This is a genomic window from Pseudomonas sp. 37 R 15 (genome assembly GCF_900004865.1).
GTDB classification, from domain to species: domain Bacteria; phylum Pseudomonadota; class Gammaproteobacteria; order Pseudomonadales; family Pseudomonadaceae; genus Aquipseudomonas; species Aquipseudomonas fluorescens_AM.
Genome location: NZ_CVTV01000051.1, coordinates 398 through 17,638 on the forward strand (window position 1 = coordinate 398; position 17,241 = coordinate 17,638).

Sequence of the window (17,241 nt, forward strand, 5' to 3'; positions counted from 1 at the left end):
TCAGGTGCAGGCCGTCGGCGTATTCGTAGCGGGTGACGTGGCCGAGTTCATCGCGCTCGGCGATGATTTTTCCGTAGGGGTTGTAGCTGAATTCCCGATGAGTCCCATCGGGCTGGGTCAGTCTCAGCAGCCGTCCTACAGCGTCCCATTGGTATTGGGTCAGCGCGCCATGCTCATCCTCCCGCGTAACCTGCCGCCCCAGATCGTCGTAGCGATAGCGCTTGATCCCGCCATTCGGAAGTTGCTCCTCTAGCAACTGCCCACGTTCATTCCACACCAACCGATGACAGCTATGGTCGGGATACCAGATCCCGATTAGTTGCCCCTGCTTGTCGTAGCTGTAATCCGTCGCGTTGCCCTCCGGATCAATCCTGCGGATGACATCGCCTTGCTCATTACGCTCGTATTTCCAAACCGCCTCACCACGCCGCACGACCCGTACGAAACCATTGTCATGCTCGTAGGATGTCGGCTCATCCTCCCCTGGAAACAGCGCCACCAAGCGTCCGGCGGCGTCGTACTGATACGCCGTCACCGCGCCCAGCGGGTCCTGCTCGACGGCCAGTCGGCCCTTGTCGTCATAGGATTTGAAATGCCGGGCGCCGTCCGGATCGATGCGTTGCACCAGTCGCGCCCGGTCATCGTGGACATACACTTCCTGGCTGCCATCGGCGTTGTGCACGCTGACGCTGCCGTCATCGCCCCATGCATAGCGCGTGTCCATCTGCGCAAAACTGGCCCAGTGCCGGACACAGCGCGCGGCTTTACCAGACCTTTCCCACGCCCAAAAGAAACTCGCCCCACCGGCCAATTGCCGCTCAAGAATGACGTGCTGTTCGTCGTACCGATAAACCTCGCGCTCACCGACGGCATTGGTCGCCGACACCAGTCGTCCGGCGTCGTCATAGGCGTAGGAAACGACGTTTTGCTCGGTCACCCAAACGAAGGGTTCGTGGCCTTTGGCGCGATGAACCTGGTAGTCCACCGCCACAATCCGACCCAACTCGTAGCGCAAGAGCAAAGAACGCCCTGCACCGTTATCCAGTCGCTCAATACGCCCCAACCGATCCCGGAAAATGCGCAATCGGTTGTCATACGCATCGCTGATCGCCGTCAGCACGCCGTCGCAAAAGTGATAAAACCGAGAGGACTGGGCCAGCACCAGTTCATCAGGCGCAGACCCCAAGTAGATCGCCGCTTCCGCCAGGCTGTTGGTAATCGCCGGTCGAGCCACCGTCGGCAAGGGCAGGGTGGTCGAGCGGTTCTCATGGTCGGTCCACACCACTGATTCGCCCGACACAGAAAGCCTGTGCGCCAGCGCATGACTCCAGCCAAACCCCAACCCGCAATCCACGTCGACCGCACTGGTGCGATACAAGCGCGTCCACGCGAACGGCAAGATCCCATCCAGCGCGCCGTCGGTCAGGGTCAGCAGTTCCTCGCCGGTGACCATCGACACCGGGCAACCGTTAGTAAGCGTCTTGTCCACAGACGCAGCAGTATCCCCAGCCGGATTTTTAGCCGAGGCAGGCACATCATCTACATGGTCTTTGTGCAGCAGCACCGCGTTCTGCCGAGCCTTCCAGCGCATCTGCAGAGTGCCCTGCTTCAGCCCACCGACCACCCCTCGAATCGCCACCGCTTTGTAGCGATCCACCGCCTGCATAAACTTAGTCAGAATTGCCAGCATGCTCTGTACGAAGCCAATTGCGGCCTCAACAATCCGAGCGCCATACTTGACCAGCCGCAGGCTCAAATACGCCACACCCGCCGCCGGCAAGGCGATGGTCAGCACCGCGCCAATCACCAGATCAATCAGCAGCGACACTATCAACCCTGCAGTCACTTGCGCGATCTGGCCCGGCGGCAATGCGTCCAACCAGACCAACGCGGTGCGCACCAGAAGAAACAGCGCCGCCTCATCACTGGCCAGCAACATCGCGTGTTCCATGATTTTGGGTGCATCGCTGGCGATTTGCGCCAACTTGGCTGCTTGGGCTCCCAAGTGCTCTGCGTACTGCAACGGGTCTTCAAGGATCGACTGCACCAGCTTTATGCTGTCCCACACATCACGGATCGCCGCCCAACTGCCCGCCAGCATGCCGCTGCCAATTGCACTGGCCGTGGATTGCTGCCAATGGGGCTTGAAGTCCTTCCACTGATCGCGCAGCCATTGCTCCAGATCTGCTGTCAGCCCGGCATAAGAGGCAAACAAGGCATCCACTTGCTGCGGTGAAACACCGCCTTGAACCCGAACTTGATAGCGCCCGCCGGCGGCGCAATAGTGCGAACCCTCGCCATGCTCATCGAGCATGATCACTGCTGAACTACCGTCATCCAGGCGTGTTACCTCAACGGGGATGTCGCCAATCGGCACGTCATACAGCGACTCGAACCTGCTCTGGATCTTAAGCACGCCACCCACCGGGCAACGAGCCACGGTAGAGAAATCCGCGTCGGTAAGGCTCACCGACTGCTGCGAATCCCCGGCCCGCAACACCCGGTCCATCCCCAGCAGCGACGGCATATCCGCAGCATGGCTCACCGAATCCAGTGCCCGGGAATACCAGGCACCCATTTGCTGGCGATAAATCATCAGGCTCTGATGGAAAGTATCCAGCTCATATTCGATCGAGGTGATGTGGGCAGCGTGGGTCATCCATGACGTCTCGGCAGAAAGCAAGGCGTCGGAGTCTGCCGCAGCGAAAGGCGGCTGGATGAGCGGTTTGAAAAATCAGATTGCGCTTACAAAAGGCGGGCAATTTTCGGTGTCGACTTGTGCCCCCGGCTCACTTCAGACAGCGACGCTGCTGATTGACGAACAGTGCCCTTGAGCGCCTTTCAGCTGGGTTTCAAACGCATTCAGACCGGCTTACATCCGCTGCAACTCGGCGATTTGCGCGGCTAACGCGCGCGTCAATATCACGTGAGTGGCCCAGCGGATGTCGGACTGAATCCTGAGCAGGTCAGGCTCCAGCGGTTGGGTATAACCGTGGTGAAGGGTGGGGGCTGGCGTGCAGGGGAGATTCAATGGTTATGAGTTTGTGCAAGCAGGGCTTGCACAATTGCCCGTTTGGCTGATGCATGGCTAATGGCTATGATGGCTGAAATTGATGCTGATTCGCCGAGAAAAAGGTGTCTGGCTTTTTATGATATTGGCCAAACGGACATTCGGTATTGATCACGGTTGAAGCCCCGCCAGGGAACGTGAATCGAATTCGGTAGATACCCGGTGCAGCGCTTGCTGAGGCACGGCTGGAATTAATAAAACTTCGTTAAGGGAATCGCGTAGGTGGCGAACGTCAATATCAAATGGAACTGGCTGCACTGGACCTGCGAGCAAACGTGGGGAAGGGATGTTTGGCCAGAGCTGCAAAGCAGGGGCGTTAAACTGCAGGATCTGGAGCGCTGCGTGTATGTGATCAGACTGAACGGTTTTATTGCCATTGAGTACCCGAAAGGTATTTCTCCGACTCTCTACATTGGAGAGGGCAACTTTGAACAACGGATCACGCAGCATAAAAACTGGCTGCTTGAGCTTGCCGACCTGCAAGGCAATTACCAATTTCTTATTGCGTATTGCTTTCCCAGGGCCAGAAACGCATCGCAGGTTTACTCGGATTTCGAGGCTAATCTGATACATGAGTTTCGAGATACGTATGGGGCGGCGCCGCTACGGAACAAACAAATGGAGTTCCAGAAAGCCAAGCATACGTACGGGCCGACCAATGAGATTCGCAAGGCCATCATGATTGGCAGTGGAACCCGCTTCCATTGGGCTGTTAAACCCATGAAAAGCTCTCCGATGTATGACGTTTACCAGCGCACCATGTTGGAAGAGTTCAAGGTCTGAGGCCGTCCCGGCCATGGCAAGAAAGCCTGCTTTTCATAGCAGGCTTGTCTTAACGCTGGGTTTGCTTATTTCTGCTGCGCCGTCAGCGCCGCATACCCATTCATCAAATTGCGATAGTTGGGAATGCGCTGAGATAACAGATTCCCCAGCCCTTCGATATCGTTGCGCCAGTCGCGGTGCAACTCACACGCCACCGAGAACCAGTTCATCAACTGCGCACCGGCCTGGGTCATCCGGCTCCACGCCGCCTGCTGCACCGTGGTATTGAACGTGCCCGACGCATCCGTCACCACAAACACCTCAAACCCTTCCGCCAGCGCCGACAAGGTCGGGAACGCCACGCACACGTCCGTTACTACACCGGCAATGATGATCTGCTTACGCCCGGTGGCCTTGATCGCCTTGACGAAGTCTTCGTTGTCCCACGCATTGATCTGACCAGGGCGGGCGATATACGGCGCGTCCGGGAACATCTCCTTCAGCTCCGGCACCAGCGGGCCATTGGGGCCCTGTTCGAAACTGGTGGTGAGGATGGTCGGCAGGTTGAAGAACTTGGCCAGGTCGGCCAGGGCCAGCACATTGTTCTTGAACTCGTTGGGGGAGAAGTCCTGCACCAGGGAGATCAGGCCGGTCTGGTGGTCGACCAGCAGCACGATGGCGTCGTCTTTGTTGAGGCGGTTGTAGGTGGGAGTGCTCATGGTTGAATCCTTTTTTATTTAGGTTGGTTGGGCGTTGTGTTCAACATGGGCATAGATTAATGGGTGGGCAGTAAGGGATAAATCGGCTGTGATGAGTCTTACTGTCAACTTGAAAGCGACGATGGTTAGTGCAGCAGCCTGTGCACAACATCAGTGTGAAGAGCGAGGAGGGGATTTGACTTTGAATGGCCAGCAGGTCCTATCCCTTTCATTTGCAGGACGTTTCCGAGAGAATCCCAACCGCATTGCGCCAGCGGGAATGGGTGACTAGGCTGCGGATTGTCACTGCACATTCAGTGATCGGGTTTAGTCGCCCGGACTTCGCTAGGCGCACGCGCCATCTCAAAGACAGGTGTCTTCTCGCCTGCACTTTATGGTGGCTGTGCGCAGGGCACCTTCGGGTGCGCCGGTGCCTAGCGGCCGGTCGACTAACCTGCGTACAGCCGCCACCTCTACTCGTTTAGTCGCGAAAGAACGGTGGTATCCACTTACTGCTAGGAGTTTTGCTATGGACAACGTTTGTTCGGATTCGCCGTCATCAGCTGTGACCAACCCGTTTACCGTTAATGACGAACTGAGCTTCGAGGACGCCTGGGTGCAGGTGGCTGAGTGGCTGCACTGCGCGGTGGCTACGTCACAGGTGCTCGGCGAGCCAGTAGCCGCGCCGCAGAGAGCGGTGATGCATTTGGTAGAGATGGCCAAGATGGTGGCCGATCGGGCTGTGGAGTGTTTGCAGACCTCATGACGCGCAAGGCTGGCAAGTCGCTAAGCGGCCTCTTTTGATCATTCAATTGTCCAACAGCTGTTGGACAATTGAGCCGAGATCGGCAGGCATTAAAAAGCCGGCTTATGGCCGGCTTCTCTGTGACTGCCTCAGCTTGTTTTTGACAAGCCTCACCAGCCTTCAAATCGCTCAGCCCACATTGCGTCGGGCTGAATAGTAGGGGCATCCGCGGGAACTCCTCCGCATCGCCTGGCAGGGTAATAGCTTGAAACCATCCCCTGCCAAATGTGCGGCGCATGATACCCACATTCACCTCAGTTGCCCACCTCCGGTTCCGGTTCAGCGCCTTCCCAGCCCAGCAGGTGGTCATCCAGTGGGACGGGTGGGCGGCGGTTGTTGAGGGTGGACCACCAGAATACCCAGCCGACGATCTGGAAGTTCTGCTCGAAGCGTTCGTCGTAGGTGAGGTATTCGTCCGGGTGTTCGCTGGCGTTGTGGCTGCGCATGCGCAGGCCTCCGCCGGGGCGGTTGTAGAGGTATTTGATGCGCAGCATGCCGTCGTGTTCGACGGCGTAGATTTCGCCATCGATGATTTGGGTGCGGCCTCGGTCGATGGCGAGGGTGGCGCCTTGCTGGATGATGTCGATCATGCTGTTGTCGACCATGTAGGCGCCCACGGCGCGGTCGGGGTTTACGTTGAGGGTCTGGAGGGTGTGTTGGGTGACGCGGATGCGTTCGGTTGAGGTGAATGTGGGGTGGAGGGGGATCTCCACGTCGTTGTTTTCCGGGCGGCAGGCGGGGCCTGTGAGGTATTTGCCGATGTCTTCGCGGGTGGATGCAATCCTTGCAGTGGGGCCGTCCAGCAGGTAGTTGGCCGGTGGGTGTTTGGGGCCACGGCCGTCGCTTAACCAGCGACTTGAGACGCACAGCAGTTCCGCGATCTCGTTGAGTCGGCCCATGGGGACGCCGCGTTTGAACCAGTTGTTCACGTGTTGAGGCGTGACGCCGCGGTTCTTGGCGAAGTCGGAGGCGGAAAGATGAACTTCCCGTAGTAGCGCTTTTAAACGATCACCTGATGTATTCATGAACGCAGAGTTTACTGGCCGGGAAAACCATTCAAATAAACCATGCGTTGATTTGCGCGTGTAGGTTTTTGCTTAGTTGTAGCCTGATTCTTCAGGGTGGCTGGTTAGTTGAACGCCTGAACTTAAGCGCTGAACTCGATGTTTAATTTTACCCAAAAAAAAGCCCCGAATAATCGGGGCTTTTCATTGCCGTGGCAATGAGGCGCGGGTATCAGCCTTTGTAGGCGGCAACCGACTTCATGATCTCGGCGCGGGCGGCTTCTGCGTCGCCCCAACCGTCGATCTTCACCCATTTGCCTTTTTCGAGGTCTTTGTAGTTCTCGAAGAAGTGCTTGATCTGTTCCAGCAGCAGGGGCGGCAGGTCGGTGTATTCCTTCACGTCGACGTACAGCTGGGACAGCTTGTCGTGTGGCACTGCGATGACTTTGGCGTCGCCGCCTCCGTCGTCGGTCATGTTCAGGATGCCGACCGGACGGGCGCGGATGACCGAGCCTGGGGTGACCGGGTAAGGGGTCACGACCAGCACGTCGAGGGGGTCACCGTCGTCAGCCAGGGTGTTGGGGATAAAACCGTAGTTGGCCGGGTAGAACATCGGGGTGGCCATGAAACGGTCAACGAACAGGCAGTCGCTGTCTTTGTCGATTTCGTATTTGATCGGCGCGTGGTTGGCCGGAATTTCGATGGCGACGTAGATGTCGTTCGGCAGGTCTTTGCCAGCCGGAATCTTGCTGTAGCTCATTGGGCGTTGCCCCCGTTAGTTGGCCATATGACATGGCCGGATTGGCCTAAAAGTGGCGGCGATTATAGGCATATTCTGACGCCGATGCCATGCGCCAAGCGTCGTACGGTCATTCGCCCTGCGGCTGGTAACGCGGGTCGCGGGCTTGCAGTTGATTCAGGCGGGCCAGGGGATCCTGGCGGTAGAAGCGGCTGAGTTGGGCGTACACCTGTGGATAACTGTTGGCCAGCAAATCCGGGGCACTGAAGAAATACTCGCTGGTGACGGCGAAGAATTCCGCCGGGTTTTCGGCGGCGTAGGGGTCGATCTCGGTTTCAGCGTCCGGGTCGGCGTCCAGTTGGCGATTGAGGTCGTCAAAGGCGCTTTGCATCACGCTGGCCCAGTCCTGCACACGCATGTCGTTGTGCAGCGGTGGCAGGCCGTTGGCGTCGCCGTTGAGCATGTCCAGTTTGTGCGCCAGCTCGTGGATGACCAGGTTGTAGCCTTCCCATTGGCCGCTGGCCAGTACCCCGGGCCAGGCGAGGATCACCGGGCCCTGCTGCCAGGCTTCGCCGCTGTGTTCGCCGTCCCACTCGTGTTCCACGCCGCTGGCATCGCGATGGCGCTGCGGGCTGAGAAAGTCGTCGGGGTACAGCACGATTTCATGGAAACCCTGATACCAATCCAGGTCGCCGAGGTTCATCAGCGGCAGTTGCGCCTGGGCGGCGAGCAGCAGGCGTTGTTGCTGGTGCAGTTCGACGCCGGGCAAGGCGGTGAGGTGTTTTTCGGCGAGGAACAGCACACAGGCTTCGCGCAGCCATTGGTCTTGCTCGGCCGTGATGCCGTCGAGGAAGGTCAGGTGGTGGCGCACCCGCTGCCAGGTGTCATCGGCAATCGGGTGCTTGGCCAGCAGGCGCCGGCGACGCCAGGCGCTGAGGGACCACATGGGCGATCAGTGCGGTTTGGCTTCGGAGGAGGTGCGGCCAAAGCGGCTGCGCACCACGCCGATGATCATCGGCACCAGGGACAGCAGGATGATGAACACGACGAGCAACGACAGGTTCTTCTTGATGAACGGCACGTTGCCGAAGAAGTAGCCCAGGGTTACCAGGCCGCCGACCCAGAGGATGGTGCCCAGCACGCTGAAACCGAAGAAGCGCGGGTAGGGCATTTTCGCGATGCCGGCGACGAACGGCGCGAAGGTGCGCAGGATCGGCAGGAAGCGCGCCAGGGTCACGGTTTTGCCGCCGTGTTTGTCGTAGAAGTCGTGGGTTTTTTGCAGGTAGTCGCGACGGAAAATTTTCGAATTCGGGTTGCTGAACAAGCGTTCGCCCACCGTTCGCCCTATCACGTAGTTGGTGCTGTCGCCGAGGATGGCCGCCAGCATCAGCAGGCCGGCCAGCAACACCGGGTCCATGCCGCCGCCTGCGGCAACGGCGCCGGCGATGAACAGCAACGAATCACCCGGCAGGAACGGCATGACCACCAGGCCGGTCTCGCAAAAAATCACCAGGAACAGAATGGCGTAGATCCACGGACCGTAGTTGGTTACCAGCATGTCGAGGTAAACGTCGAGATGCAGGATAAGGTCAAGCGGGTTGAAATCCATGGATGGCACCTGTGTCAATGGCCCGGCTCAGCAGGCCAGTGCGGGAACGACGGGTAATAAGACTACACGTGTATGTCGAGATTCTTACAACCCTGAGAGGTGCGCATTATACGGATTGAATGGTGAAAAGCGTGTGGCTTTTGTAGCGGGGAGTGTCGTGAAAGTGTGAAGCGGTGGGGCTTGGTTTAAAAATGTGGGAGGGGCTTGCCTCCGATGGCGGTGGGTCAGGGACAGATTCGTTAACTGACACGCCGCCATCGGGGCAAGCCCCCTCCCACAGGGGATTTGCGGTGGTTGGAGGTCAGTCTTCGCTGATCGGCAGCACGTAGTTCTTGAATTCGGTGTCTTCGCGAAAACCGATGGACTCATAGGTCTTCTGCGCCACGTCATTATCGCTGCTGGTCGATACCCGCAGCCGCACCGCGTGGGTCTCCTTGGCCATCTTCTTCGCCGCGCGCATCAGGTTGTCGGCGACCAGTTGTCGACGCGCGTCCTCTGCCACATAGATGTCATTGAGGATCCACACACGTTTGAGCGACAGCGAAGAGAAGCTCGGATACAGCTGGCAGAACCCCAGCAGCCGCTTGTCATCATCATCGGCCAGCGCCAGGTAGATCACCGATTCCTTGCGGCGCAGGCGCTTTTCCAGGAAGGCCCGCGACGAGTCCGGGAACGGCAAGGCGCCATAGAATTCGCGGTATTTGACGAACAGCGGAGTGAGCAGGTCCAGGTGTTCCAGGGTCGCTTGAGTAATCCGCATGCCAGGCCTCAACTTCCAAATGGGTACGACCACGCGCGCGGTCTTCGCTTGATGCTGCCTAAAGCCATGAAAAAGCGCAATCGTGCGGCGATCAGTCTATGGGTGGGCTGAGCAGGAAGTTGCTTTTCATCAAGCCCGGATCATCTGATTCAATCGTCTGCAACTGCGCCTCGTCCTTGAGGTTGACCCCGGACAACTGCCGGCGGCAGGCCTCGCGCATCAGGTACAGCAGGCGATGGGCCGCCATGCCGTAACTCAGGCCTTCCAGGCGTACATTGGAGATGCAATTGCGGTAGGCGTCGGTGAGGCCGACCTTGGGGTTGTAGGTGAAATACAGCCCCAGGCTGTCCGGCGAGCTGAGCCCCGGCCGTTCGCCGATCAGGATCACGACCATTTTGGCGCCGAGCAGTTGCCCGATCTCGTCGGCCACTGCGACGCGGCCCTGTTCTACCAGGATTACCGGTGACAAAGACCAGCCTTCAGCGTGGGTCTGTTCTTCCAGGCGTGTCAGAAAAGGCGCGGTGTGTTTATGCACGGCCAGCGCCGACAGGCCATCGGCCACTACGATCGCCAGGTCCACCCCATTCGGATGCGCTGCCGCGTAATCGCGCAAGGTCTGGGCCGATTCATCACTCAATCGGCGTCCAAGATCCGGGCGTTGCAGGTAGGTATGCCGGTCGGGTGCGGCGCTGTGCAGCAACAGGCTGTCGCGGCCGCGTTCGGCGAATTGACGGCTCAGCCCTTCATGATCGAAGGGCAGGTGCACCGCGTCCCGCGCCTGGGCGTGGGCGAACTGGAAATCCAGTTGAGCGTTGGTCGGGATGCTGGTGCCGGTGCGGCCCAGGGCAATGCGCGCCGGGGTCAGGCGGCGCAGTTGCAACCATGGATTGTCAGGCAGGTCGAGTTGCACAGGCGGCTCCTTCATCCCAATTGCGCCAACGCGTGGCGAAACGCCGGTGGCAGGCTGTTACCAAAGCGTACCTTGCCACCTTCTTGTGTAAAAATGCCCATTTTCGCCAGCCATTGCTCGAACTCCGGCGCCGGCTTCAACCCCAGTGCCTGGCGCGCGTACAGCGCGTCGTGGAATGAGGTGGTCTGGTAATTGAGCATGATGTCGTCAGAGCCGGGGATGCCCATGATGAAATTGATCCCGGCCACGCCGAGCAGGGTCAGCAGGGTGTCCATGTCGTCCTGGTCGGCTTCGGCGTGGTTGGTGTAGCAGATGTCGCAACCCATCGGCACGCCGAGCAACTTGCCGCAGAAGTGGTCTTCTAGACCGGCGCGGATGATCTGCTTGCCGTTGTACAGGTACTCGGGGCCGATAAAACCGACCACGGTGTTGACCAGAAACGGTTTGAAATGCCGGGCCACCGCATAGGCGCGGGTCTCACAGGTTTGCTGGTCGACGCCAGAATGCGCGTTGGCTGACAAGGCGCTGCCCTGGCCGGTTTCGAAATACATCAGGTTCTGGCCCAGGGTGCCGCGATTGAGGCTCAGGCCGGCATCGTAACCTTCCTGCAGCAGGCTCAGGCTGATGCCGAAGCTGGCGTTGGCCGCTTCGGTGCCGGCGATCGACTGGAACACCAGGTCCAGCGGCACGCCCCGGTTGACCGCCTCGATGGAAGTGGTGACGTGGGTCAGCACGCAGGCCTGGGTGGGGATTTCGTATCGCTGGATGATCGCATCGAGCATCTCGAGCATGGCGCAGATCGAGGCGATGCTGTCAGTGGCCGGGTTGATGCCGATCATGGCGTCGCCGTTGCCGTAGAGCAGGCCGTCGAGAATGCTGGCGGCGATGCCCGCCGGTTCGTCGGTGGGGTGGTTGGGCTGCAGGCGCGTGGACAGACGCCCGCGCAGGCCCAGGGTGCCGCGAAACTGGGTGACGACGCGGATCTTCTGCGCCACCAGCACCAGGTCCTGCACGCGCATGATTTTGGACACGGCGGCGGCCATTTCCGGTGTCAGCCCCGGTGCCAATAAACGCAGGGACTGTTCGTCTGCCGCATCACTGAGCAGCCAGTCGCGCAGGCCGCCGACGGTGAGGTGGCTGACCGGTGTAAACGCCTGTTTATCGTGGGTGTCGATGATCAGTCGGGTGACTTCATCGCTCTCGTAGGGAATCAGCGCCTCCTGCAGAAAGTGCTTGAGTGGAATATTCGCCAGCGCCATCTGCGCTGCCACCCGCTCGCCGTCATTCTGCGCGGCAACACCGGCGAGGAAATCCCCGGAACGCGCCGGGCTGGCCTTGGCCAGCACATCCTTGAGGCTGTCGAAGCGGTAGGTGTGTGCACCCACCGCGTGGGAAAAGCTTGCCATACAGTGTCTCCTGAATGACGCGGGCAAGCGTGGAAAAGCCGCCCGCGTCGAGGTTTTCGGCAATCAGTGCAAGGCGGCCTCTGCGGCCTGGATCGCCGCAAATTCTTCTTCCGGCGTGCCTGCTACCAAGTGATGCCGGCTGTAGAAAGCAAAGTAAGCAATTAATACTCCATAGATGATCGCGGCGCCAATCACCACCCGTGGATCCACCAGAAAGCCCGCCACCACGGCCACGCAGGCCAGTACCAGCGCCACGCCCGAGGTGAAGATGCCGCCTGGCGTGCGGTACGGGCGATCCATTTTGGGGCGACGGATGCGCAGGGTGATGTGGGCGGCCATCATCAACACGTAGGAAATGGTCGCGCCGAACACCGCCACCAGAATCAGCAGATCGCCCTGGCCGGTCAGCGACAGGCCAAAACCGATAATCCCGGGAATCACCAACGCCAGTACCGGCGCCTTGCTCTTGTTGGTCTCGGACAGTTTGCGCGGCAGGTAGCCGGCGCGGGACAAGGCGAATATCTGCCGCGAATAGGCATAGATGATCGAGAAAAAGCTGGCGATCAAGCCGGCCAGGCCCACCAGGTTGACGAAGCTGCCCATCCAGGTCGAACCGCCGTAGGCCAATGCCAGGGCTTCCACCAGCGGGTTGCCGGATTTGATCAGCGCGTAAGTGCCGGCGCCGCCGGGCGCGATCACCAGGATCAACAGGGCAAAACTGGTCAGCACCACAATCGCGCCGATCAGCCCGCGTGGCAGGTCGCGCTTGGGATTCTTGGTTTCTTCCGCAGCCAGTGGCACGCCCTCTACCGCGAGGAAAAACCAGATCGCGTAGGGAATCGCCGCCCACACGCCGACGTAGCCGAATGGCAGGAAGCTGCTGGCGCCCTTGGCGTCGGTCAGCGGGATATCCAGCAGGTTGGCGACGTTGAAGTGCGGCACCATCGATACCAGGAACACACCCAGCGCGATGGCCGCGATGGCGGTAATCACGAACATCAACTTCAACGCTTCACCGACGCCAAAGATGTGGATGCCGATAAAGATGATGTAGAACGCCAGATAGATCATCCAACCGCCAATACCGAACAGCGACTCGCAATACGCGCCGATAAACACCGCGATGGCGGCGGGAGCGATGGCGTATTCGATCAGGATCGCCGTGCCCGTCAGGAACCCGCCCCAGGGGCCGAACGCGCTGCGGGCAAAGCCGTAGCCACCTCCGGCGGTGGGGATCATTGAAGACAGTTCGGCCAGGGAAAAGCACATGCACAGGTACATGGTGGCCATCAGCAGTGTGGCGAGAAACATCCCGCCCCAACCGCCCTGGGCCAGGCCGAAGTTCCAGCCGGCATAGTCGCCGGAGATGACATAGGCAACGCCCAGGCCAACTAATAACACCCAGCCGGCGGCGCCTTTTTTAAGTTCGCGTTGTTGGAAGTATTGGGAGTCGACTTTTTCGAAGTCGACGGAAGAACTGGTGGGTTCGCTGGGCATGGGAAGTACCTTCCATTCTTATTGTTTTAACTCGGCCTCTGTGTGCCGAATGCGCATCGCAAGTGCTTATGAAGATCTAAAACTGTGGGAGGGGGCAAGCCCCCTCCCACACTTGAGTGCATTTTAAATGTGGGAGGGCAGGTTAGTTAGAAGAAGCCCTGCGGATTAATGTCGTAGCTCACCAGCAGGTTTTTGGTCTGCTGGTAGTGATCCAACATCATCTTGTGCGTCTCGCGCCCCACACCGGACTTCTTGTAACCGCCAAACGCGGCATGAGCCGGGTACAGGTGGTAGCAGTTGGTCCACACGCGGCCGGCCTTGATCGCGCGGCCCATGCGGTAGGCGCGGTTGATGTCGCGGGTCCACAAACCGGCGCCCAGGCCGAACTCGGTGTCGTTGGCAATTGCCAGAGCTTCGGCTTCGTCCTTGAAGGTGGTGATGCTCACCACCGGGCCGAAGATTTCTTCCTGGAACACACGCATTTCGTTGGTGCCCTTGAGCAGGGTCGGCTGGATGTAATAGCCGGTGGCCAGGTCACCGCTGAGTTTCTCCACCTTGCCGCCGCTGAGCAGTTGCGCGCCTTCGCCCTTGGCGATTTCCAGGTAGGACAGGATCTTGTCGAACTGCTGCTCGGACGCCTGGGCGCCAACCATGGTGTCGGTGTCCAGCGGGTCGCCACGTTTGATCGACTCGACTTTCTTCATCACCACTTTCATGAAGTCGTCGTAGATCGATTCTTCCACCAGCGCGCGGGACGGGCAGGTACACACTTCGCCCTGGTTGAAGAATGCCAGCACCAGGCCTTCGGCGGCTTTTTCGATGAATTGCGGTTCGGCGTTCATGATGTCGGCGAAGAAGATGTTCGGCGACTTGCCGCCCAGCTCAACCGTGGACGGAATGATGTTCTCGGCCGCCGCATGCATGATGTGCGAACCCACCGGCGTGGAGCCGGTGAAAGCGATCTTGGCGATGCGCTTGCTGGTAGCCAGCGCTTCGCCGGCTTCTTTACCGAAGCCGTGCACGACGTTGAGTACGCCGGGCGGCAGCAGGTCGCCGATCAGTTCCATCAGCACGTTGATGCCCAGCGGTGTCTGCTCGGCCGGCTTGAGCACCACGCAGTTACCGGCGGCCAGGGCCGGGGCAAGTTTCCAGGCGGCCATCAGCAAGGGGAAGTTCCACGGAATGATCTGGCCGACCACGCCCAGCGGCTCGTGGAAGTGATAGGCAGCGGTGAGTTCGTTGATTTCGGCGCTGCTGCCTTCCTGGGCACGGATGCAGCCGGCGAAGTAGCGGAAGTGGTCGGCGGCCAGCGGGATGTCGGCGTTGAGGGTTTCGCGCACGGCCTTGCCGTTGTCCCAGGTCTCGGTGACGGCCAGCAGTTCGAGGTTCTGTTCGATGCGATCGGCGATTTTCAGCAGGACCCGCGCGCGGTCCTGGGCCGAGGTCTTGCCCCAGGCGTCAGCGGCGGCGTGGGCGGCGTCCAGCGCCTTGTCGATGTCTTTGGCGGTGGAGCGCGGGAAGTCAGCGATAGGCTTGCCGTTGACCGGCGAGGTATTGGTGAAGTAATTGCCATCGATCGGCGCAACGAATTCGCCACCGATGTAGTTGCCGTACTTGGCCTTGAACGAAACGATGGCGCCTTCAGTACCGGGGTGTGCATAACGCATGGTGGGCATCTCCTGCTTTTATGTTTATCGGAGTACAGCGCGGCAAGCGCGTTATAAAGCGTAGAGCAAAGGTCGGGCCACTGCGTGCGGGCCAGGTAAATCAAGGGCTTGGTTTTGTTTACAAGGCGTGACTGTGGCCGGATCGATACAGGTGGGTGACACTGTGTGCCATAAACGGTACAGCCTGTGACCGATGGGTCGGCGCGGGATTGCAATGGCCGGATGCCTGGGGGATGCTGGGCGTTCTCACGCAGGGAGAATAATAAGAACATGCACAACGATCATTTTAGTCGCCATGCCCAGCAGGTGCTCACCGTCACCCGTGGGCAAGAGCCGCCTCACGGGCCGGGCAGCGACCCGTCCATTGCCCGCTCCTGGTTGCGTTGCCTGGAGGACTACCACCTCGATCCTGCGCTGACCGTCGCCCCCACCGTGCTTGAGCATGGCCGCCTGCTGGAAAGCCGCGAACGCCTGCGCCAGGTCTTGCACATCGCCGGCGCCGAGATGAACAGCCTGCACCAGCAGCTCTCGGGCGCGGGCCACGCGGTGCTGCTCACCGATGCGCGTGGGGTGATCCTCAACTGCGTCACCGCGCCGTCCGAGCGCAGGATTTTCGAACGCGCCGGGCTGTGGTTGGGCGCTGATTGGAGCGAAGCCTGTGAAGGCACCAATGGCATCGGCACCTGTCTGGTCGAGCGCCAATCCCTGACCATCCACCGTGACGAGCATTTCCGCGGTCGCCATACCGGGCTGACCTGTTCGGCGAGCCCGGTGTTCGACCCCCACGGCGAGTTGCTGGCGGTGCTGGACGTGTCGTCGGCCCGCGAAGCCGTGTCGCGCCAGAGTCAGTTCCACACCATGGCGTTGGTCAACCTGTCGGCCAAGATGATTGAAAGCTGCTACTTTTTGCGCCACTTCGAACAGCACTGGTTGCTGCGCTTTCACCTGCAGGCGGAGTCGGTCGGGTTGTTCAGTGAAGGGCTGTTGGCCTTTGATGGCGAAGGGCGCATCTGTGCGCTCAACCAGAGCGCACTGAACCTGTTGGGGCAGCTTCGTGGCAGCGTGTTGGGTCAGCCGGTGGAAGCGGTTTTCGACTGTTCCCTGGATCAGTTGCTGGGGCGCGCCAGCGCCAACGCCACGGCCGGCTGGCCGCTACTTACCCGCGATGGCCGCCCGTTGTTCGCAGCGTTACGCGGGCAGGGGCGTCCGGCCCCGGCGCCCAGCGCCAAACCGACTGTTCCCGGCCGTTCGCGCTTGCCCGGCGTCTGCCTGGATGACCCGGCGCTGCGGCAGGCTTTCAGCCAGTCTGTGCGGGTGTTCGAGCGTGACGTGCCGCTGCTGGTTAATGGCGAAACCGGCTCGGGCAAGGAAGCGTTTGCCAAGGCGGTACATCTGGCCAGCCAGCGTGCCGACAAACCCTTCGTTGCCCTCAATTGCGCCGCTATCCCGGAAAACCTGATCGAGAGCGAATTGTTCGGCTATCGCGGCGGCAGTTTTACCGGCGCACGCAAAGAAGGCATGCAAGGCAAGCTGCAGCAAGCCGATGGCGGCACCCTGTTCCTTGACGAGATCGGCGACATGCCCCTGGCCTTGCAGACTCGGCTGCTCAGAGTGTTGGAAGATCGCCTGGTGGTGCCTATCGGTGGTGAGCCCCGCGCCGTAAACGTCAGAATTATCAGCGCTACCCACCGCAATCTGCTGGCCCGGGTAAAGGACGGCGGCTTTCGCGAGGATTTGTATTATCGGCTCAATGGCCTGGAAGTTGCGCTGCCGGCGTTGCGTCAACGCAGTGACAAATCACAGTTGCTGGACCTGCTGCTGGCTCAGGAAGCCGGTGACCAAGCGGTAGATCTGGAGCCGGCTGCGCGCGACGCGTTGTTGGCGTTTGCCTGGCCGGGCAACGTCCGACAGTTGCGTACGGTATTGCGCACGCTGGTCGCGCTGTGCGAAGACGGGAAGGTCGGTCCGGAGAATTTACCGCCGATGATTCGTCACGCTCCTACCCATGACGCTCAATCAAGTGTTTCTTCGCTGTCGCCCTTTGAAGAGGCCGAACGGTCAACCCTGCTGGCTGCTCTGGAGCAACAGCACTGGCATATGAGCCATGCGGCAACGCATTTGGGCGTCAGCCGTAACACGTTGTACCGCAAGTTGAGGAAGTATGAAATTTCACGCGGTTCGGTAGTTTAGCCTACAGTCTTTTTGAAGTTTTACAGGTGCCTTGGTTAATAAGTAGTTTGGGGTGTGTAAGTTGTTGAGTTCAGTAATATTATGTCAATTTTAAATGTCGCTTATTTTGAATGTTTGTCCCACT

14 protein-coding genes and 1 pseudogene are annotated in these 17,241 nt (G+C 59.8%); 3 read left to right on the forward strand and 12 right to left on the reverse strand.

Features of this window, described 5'->3' with window-relative positions; all coding sequences use genetic code 11:
- The coding region (locus BFQ04_RS18395; RefSeq protein ID WP_371914518.1) for a DUF6531 domain-containing protein at window positions 1–2,659 on the reverse strand (2,659 nt) is incomplete at its 3' end.
- Window positions 2,660–2,923: 264 nt separating this feature from the next.
- Window positions 2,924–3,007, reverse strand: a pseudogene (locus tag BFQ04_RS30035) (flavodoxin family protein); the annotation flags it as partial.
- A 285-nt stretch (window positions 3,008–3,292) separates the two neighbouring features.
- On the opposite strand from BFQ04_RS30035, the gene BFQ04_RS18400 reads away from it, so the two are divergent.
- Window positions 3,293–3,853 carry a hypothetical protein gene (locus BFQ04_RS18400; RefSeq protein WP_065952031.1) on the forward strand — a complete coding sequence of 187 codons (561 nt, stop codon included), beginning with the start codon at window positions 3,293–3,295 and terminating at the stop codon, window positions 3,851–3,853.
- A gap of 65 nt (window positions 3,854–3,918) precedes the next feature.
- On the opposite strand, the gene ycaC is transcribed toward BFQ04_RS18400, so the two are convergent.
- Window positions 3,919–4,551, reverse strand: coding sequence for an isochorismate family cysteine hydrolase YcaC (gene ycaC / locus BFQ04_RS18405; protein ID WP_057724871.1), 633 nt, complete (start codon window positions 4,549–4,551; stop codon window positions 3,919–3,921).
- A gap of 508 nt (window positions 4,552–5,059) precedes the next feature.
- On the opposite strand from ycaC, the gene BFQ04_RS18410 reads away from it, so the two are divergent.
- On the forward strand, window positions 5,060–5,296 hold the full coding sequence (locus BFQ04_RS18410) for a hypothetical protein (RefSeq protein ID WP_065952032.1): 237 nt from the start codon (window positions 5,060–5,062) through the stop codon (window positions 5,294–5,296).
- Window positions 5,297–5,589: 293 nt separating this feature from the next.
- Here the strand turns inward: BFQ04_RS18410 and BFQ04_RS18415 are convergent, their stop codons facing one another.
- The 9 genes from BFQ04_RS18415 to BFQ04_RS18455 all read right to left on the reverse strand — a co-directional run bounded on the left by BFQ04_RS18415 (window position 5,590) and on the right by BFQ04_RS18455 (window position 14,927).
- Window positions 5,590–6,360 carry a LexA family transcriptional regulator gene (locus tag BFQ04_RS18415; protein ID WP_065952033.1) on the reverse strand — a complete coding sequence of 257 codons (771 nt, stop codon included), beginning with the start codon at window positions 6,358–6,360 and terminating at the stop codon, window positions 5,590–5,592.
- Window positions 6,361–6,571: 211 nt separating this feature from the next.
- On the reverse strand, window positions 6,572–7,099 hold the full coding sequence (gene ppa / locus BFQ04_RS18420; RefSeq protein WP_049711351.1) for an inorganic diphosphatase: 528 nt from the start codon (window positions 7,097–7,099) through the stop codon (window positions 6,572–6,574).
- A 109-nt stretch (window positions 7,100–7,208) separates the two neighbouring features.
- Complete coding sequence (locus tag BFQ04_RS18425) at window positions 7,209–8,024, reverse strand: M90 family metallopeptidase (RefSeq protein WP_065952034.1); 816 nt, start codon at window positions 8,022–8,024, stop codon at window positions 7,209–7,211.
- A 6-nt stretch (window positions 8,025–8,030) separates the two neighbouring features.
- Window positions 8,031–8,687, reverse strand: a complete 657-nt coding sequence (locus BFQ04_RS18430) for a DedA family protein (RefSeq protein ID WP_057724876.1) — start codon at window positions 8,685–8,687, stop codon at window positions 8,031–8,033.
- 301 nt (window positions 8,688–8,988) lie between these two features.
- Window positions 8,989–9,447 (reverse strand): GNAT family N-acetyltransferase, encoded by a 459-nt coding sequence (locus BFQ04_RS18435; protein ID WP_065952035.1) that lies wholly within the window; start codon window positions 9,445–9,447, stop codon window positions 8,989–8,991.
- A gap of 91 nt (window positions 9,448–9,538) precedes the next feature.
- Window positions 9,539–10,372 (reverse strand): ethanolamine ammonia-lyase subunit EutC, encoded by an 834-nt coding sequence (gene eutC / locus BFQ04_RS18440; RefSeq protein ID WP_065952036.1) that lies wholly within the window; start codon window positions 10,370–10,372, stop codon window positions 9,539–9,541.
- Entirely contained in the window at window positions 10,369–11,763 is a 1,395-nt protein-coding gene (locus BFQ04_RS18445) for an ethanolamine ammonia-lyase subunit EutB (RefSeq protein WP_065952037.1), read from the reverse strand. Before BFQ04_RS18445 ends, eutC begins: the two co-directional genes overlap by 4 nt.
- A gap of 63 nt (window positions 11,764–11,826) precedes the next feature.
- Window positions 11,827–13,260 (reverse strand): ethanolamine permease, encoded by a 1,434-nt coding sequence (gene eat / locus BFQ04_RS18450; protein WP_065952038.1) that lies wholly within the window; start codon window positions 13,258–13,260, stop codon window positions 11,827–11,829.
- Window positions 13,261–13,406: 146 nt separating this feature from the next.
- Window positions 13,407–14,927: an acetaldehyde dehydrogenase ExaC gene (locus BFQ04_RS18455; RefSeq protein ID WP_065952039.1), complete on the reverse strand. Its 1,521-nt coding sequence runs from the start codon at window positions 14,925–14,927 to the stop codon at window positions 13,407–13,409.
- A gap of 270 nt (window positions 14,928–15,197) precedes the next feature.
- Between BFQ04_RS18455 and BFQ04_RS18460 the strand changes: the two genes are divergently transcribed.
- Complete coding sequence (locus BFQ04_RS18460) at window positions 15,198–17,117, forward strand: sigma-54-dependent Fis family transcriptional regulator (protein ID WP_065952040.1); 1,920 nt, start codon at window positions 15,198–15,200, stop codon at window positions 17,115–17,117.
- The last annotated feature ends 124 nt before the right edge of the window (window positions 17,118–17,241 follow it).

What these genes read in the sequence shown, in the direction of transcription:
- ycaC (WP_057724871.1), bottom strand. Translation starts at nt 4,551, where the DNA reads ATGAGCACTCCCACCTACAACCGCCTCAACAAAGACGACGCCATCGTG.
- ppa (WP_049711351.1), bottom strand. Translation starts at nt 7,099, where the DNA reads ATGAGCTACAGCAAGATTCCGGCTGGCAAAGACCTGCCGAACGACATC.
- eat (WP_065952038.1), bottom strand. Translation starts at nt 13,260, where the DNA reads ATGCCCAGCGAACCCACCAGTTCTTCCGTCGACTTCGAAAAAGTCGAC.
- BFQ04_RS18415 (WP_065952033.1), bottom strand. Translation starts at nt 6,360, where the DNA reads ATGAATACATCAGGTGATCGTTTAAAAGCGCTACTACGGGAAGTTCAT.
- BFQ04_RS18435 (WP_065952035.1), bottom strand. Translation starts at nt 9,447, where the DNA reads ATGCGGATTACTCAAGCGACCCTGGAACACCTGGACCTGCTCACTCCG.
- BFQ04_RS18460 (WP_065952040.1), top strand. Translation starts at nt 15,198, where the DNA reads ATGCACAACGATCATTTTAGTCGCCATGCCCAGCAGGTGCTCACCGTC.
- BFQ04_RS18455 (WP_065952039.1), bottom strand. Translation starts at nt 14,927, where the DNA reads ATGCGTTATGCACACCCCGGTACTGAAGGCGCCATCGTTTCGTTCAAG.
- eutC (WP_065952036.1), bottom strand. Translation starts at nt 10,372, where the DNA reads ATGAAGGAGCCGCCTGTGCAACTCGACCTGCCTGACAATCCATGGTTG.
- BFQ04_RS18445 (WP_065952037.1), bottom strand. Translation starts at nt 11,763, where the DNA reads ATGGCAAGCTTTTCCCACGCGGTGGGTGCACACACCTACCGCTTCGAC.
- BFQ04_RS18430 (WP_057724876.1), bottom strand. Translation starts at nt 8,687, where the DNA reads ATGGATTTCAACCCGCTTGACCTTATCCTGCATCTCGACGTTTACCTC.
- BFQ04_RS18425 (WP_065952034.1), bottom strand. Translation starts at nt 8,024, where the DNA reads ATGTGGTCCCTCAGCGCCTGGCGTCGCCGGCGCCTGCTGGCCAAGCAC.
- BFQ04_RS18410 (WP_065952032.1), top strand. Translation starts at nt 5,060, where the DNA reads ATGGACAACGTTTGTTCGGATTCGCCGTCATCAGCTGTGACCAACCCG.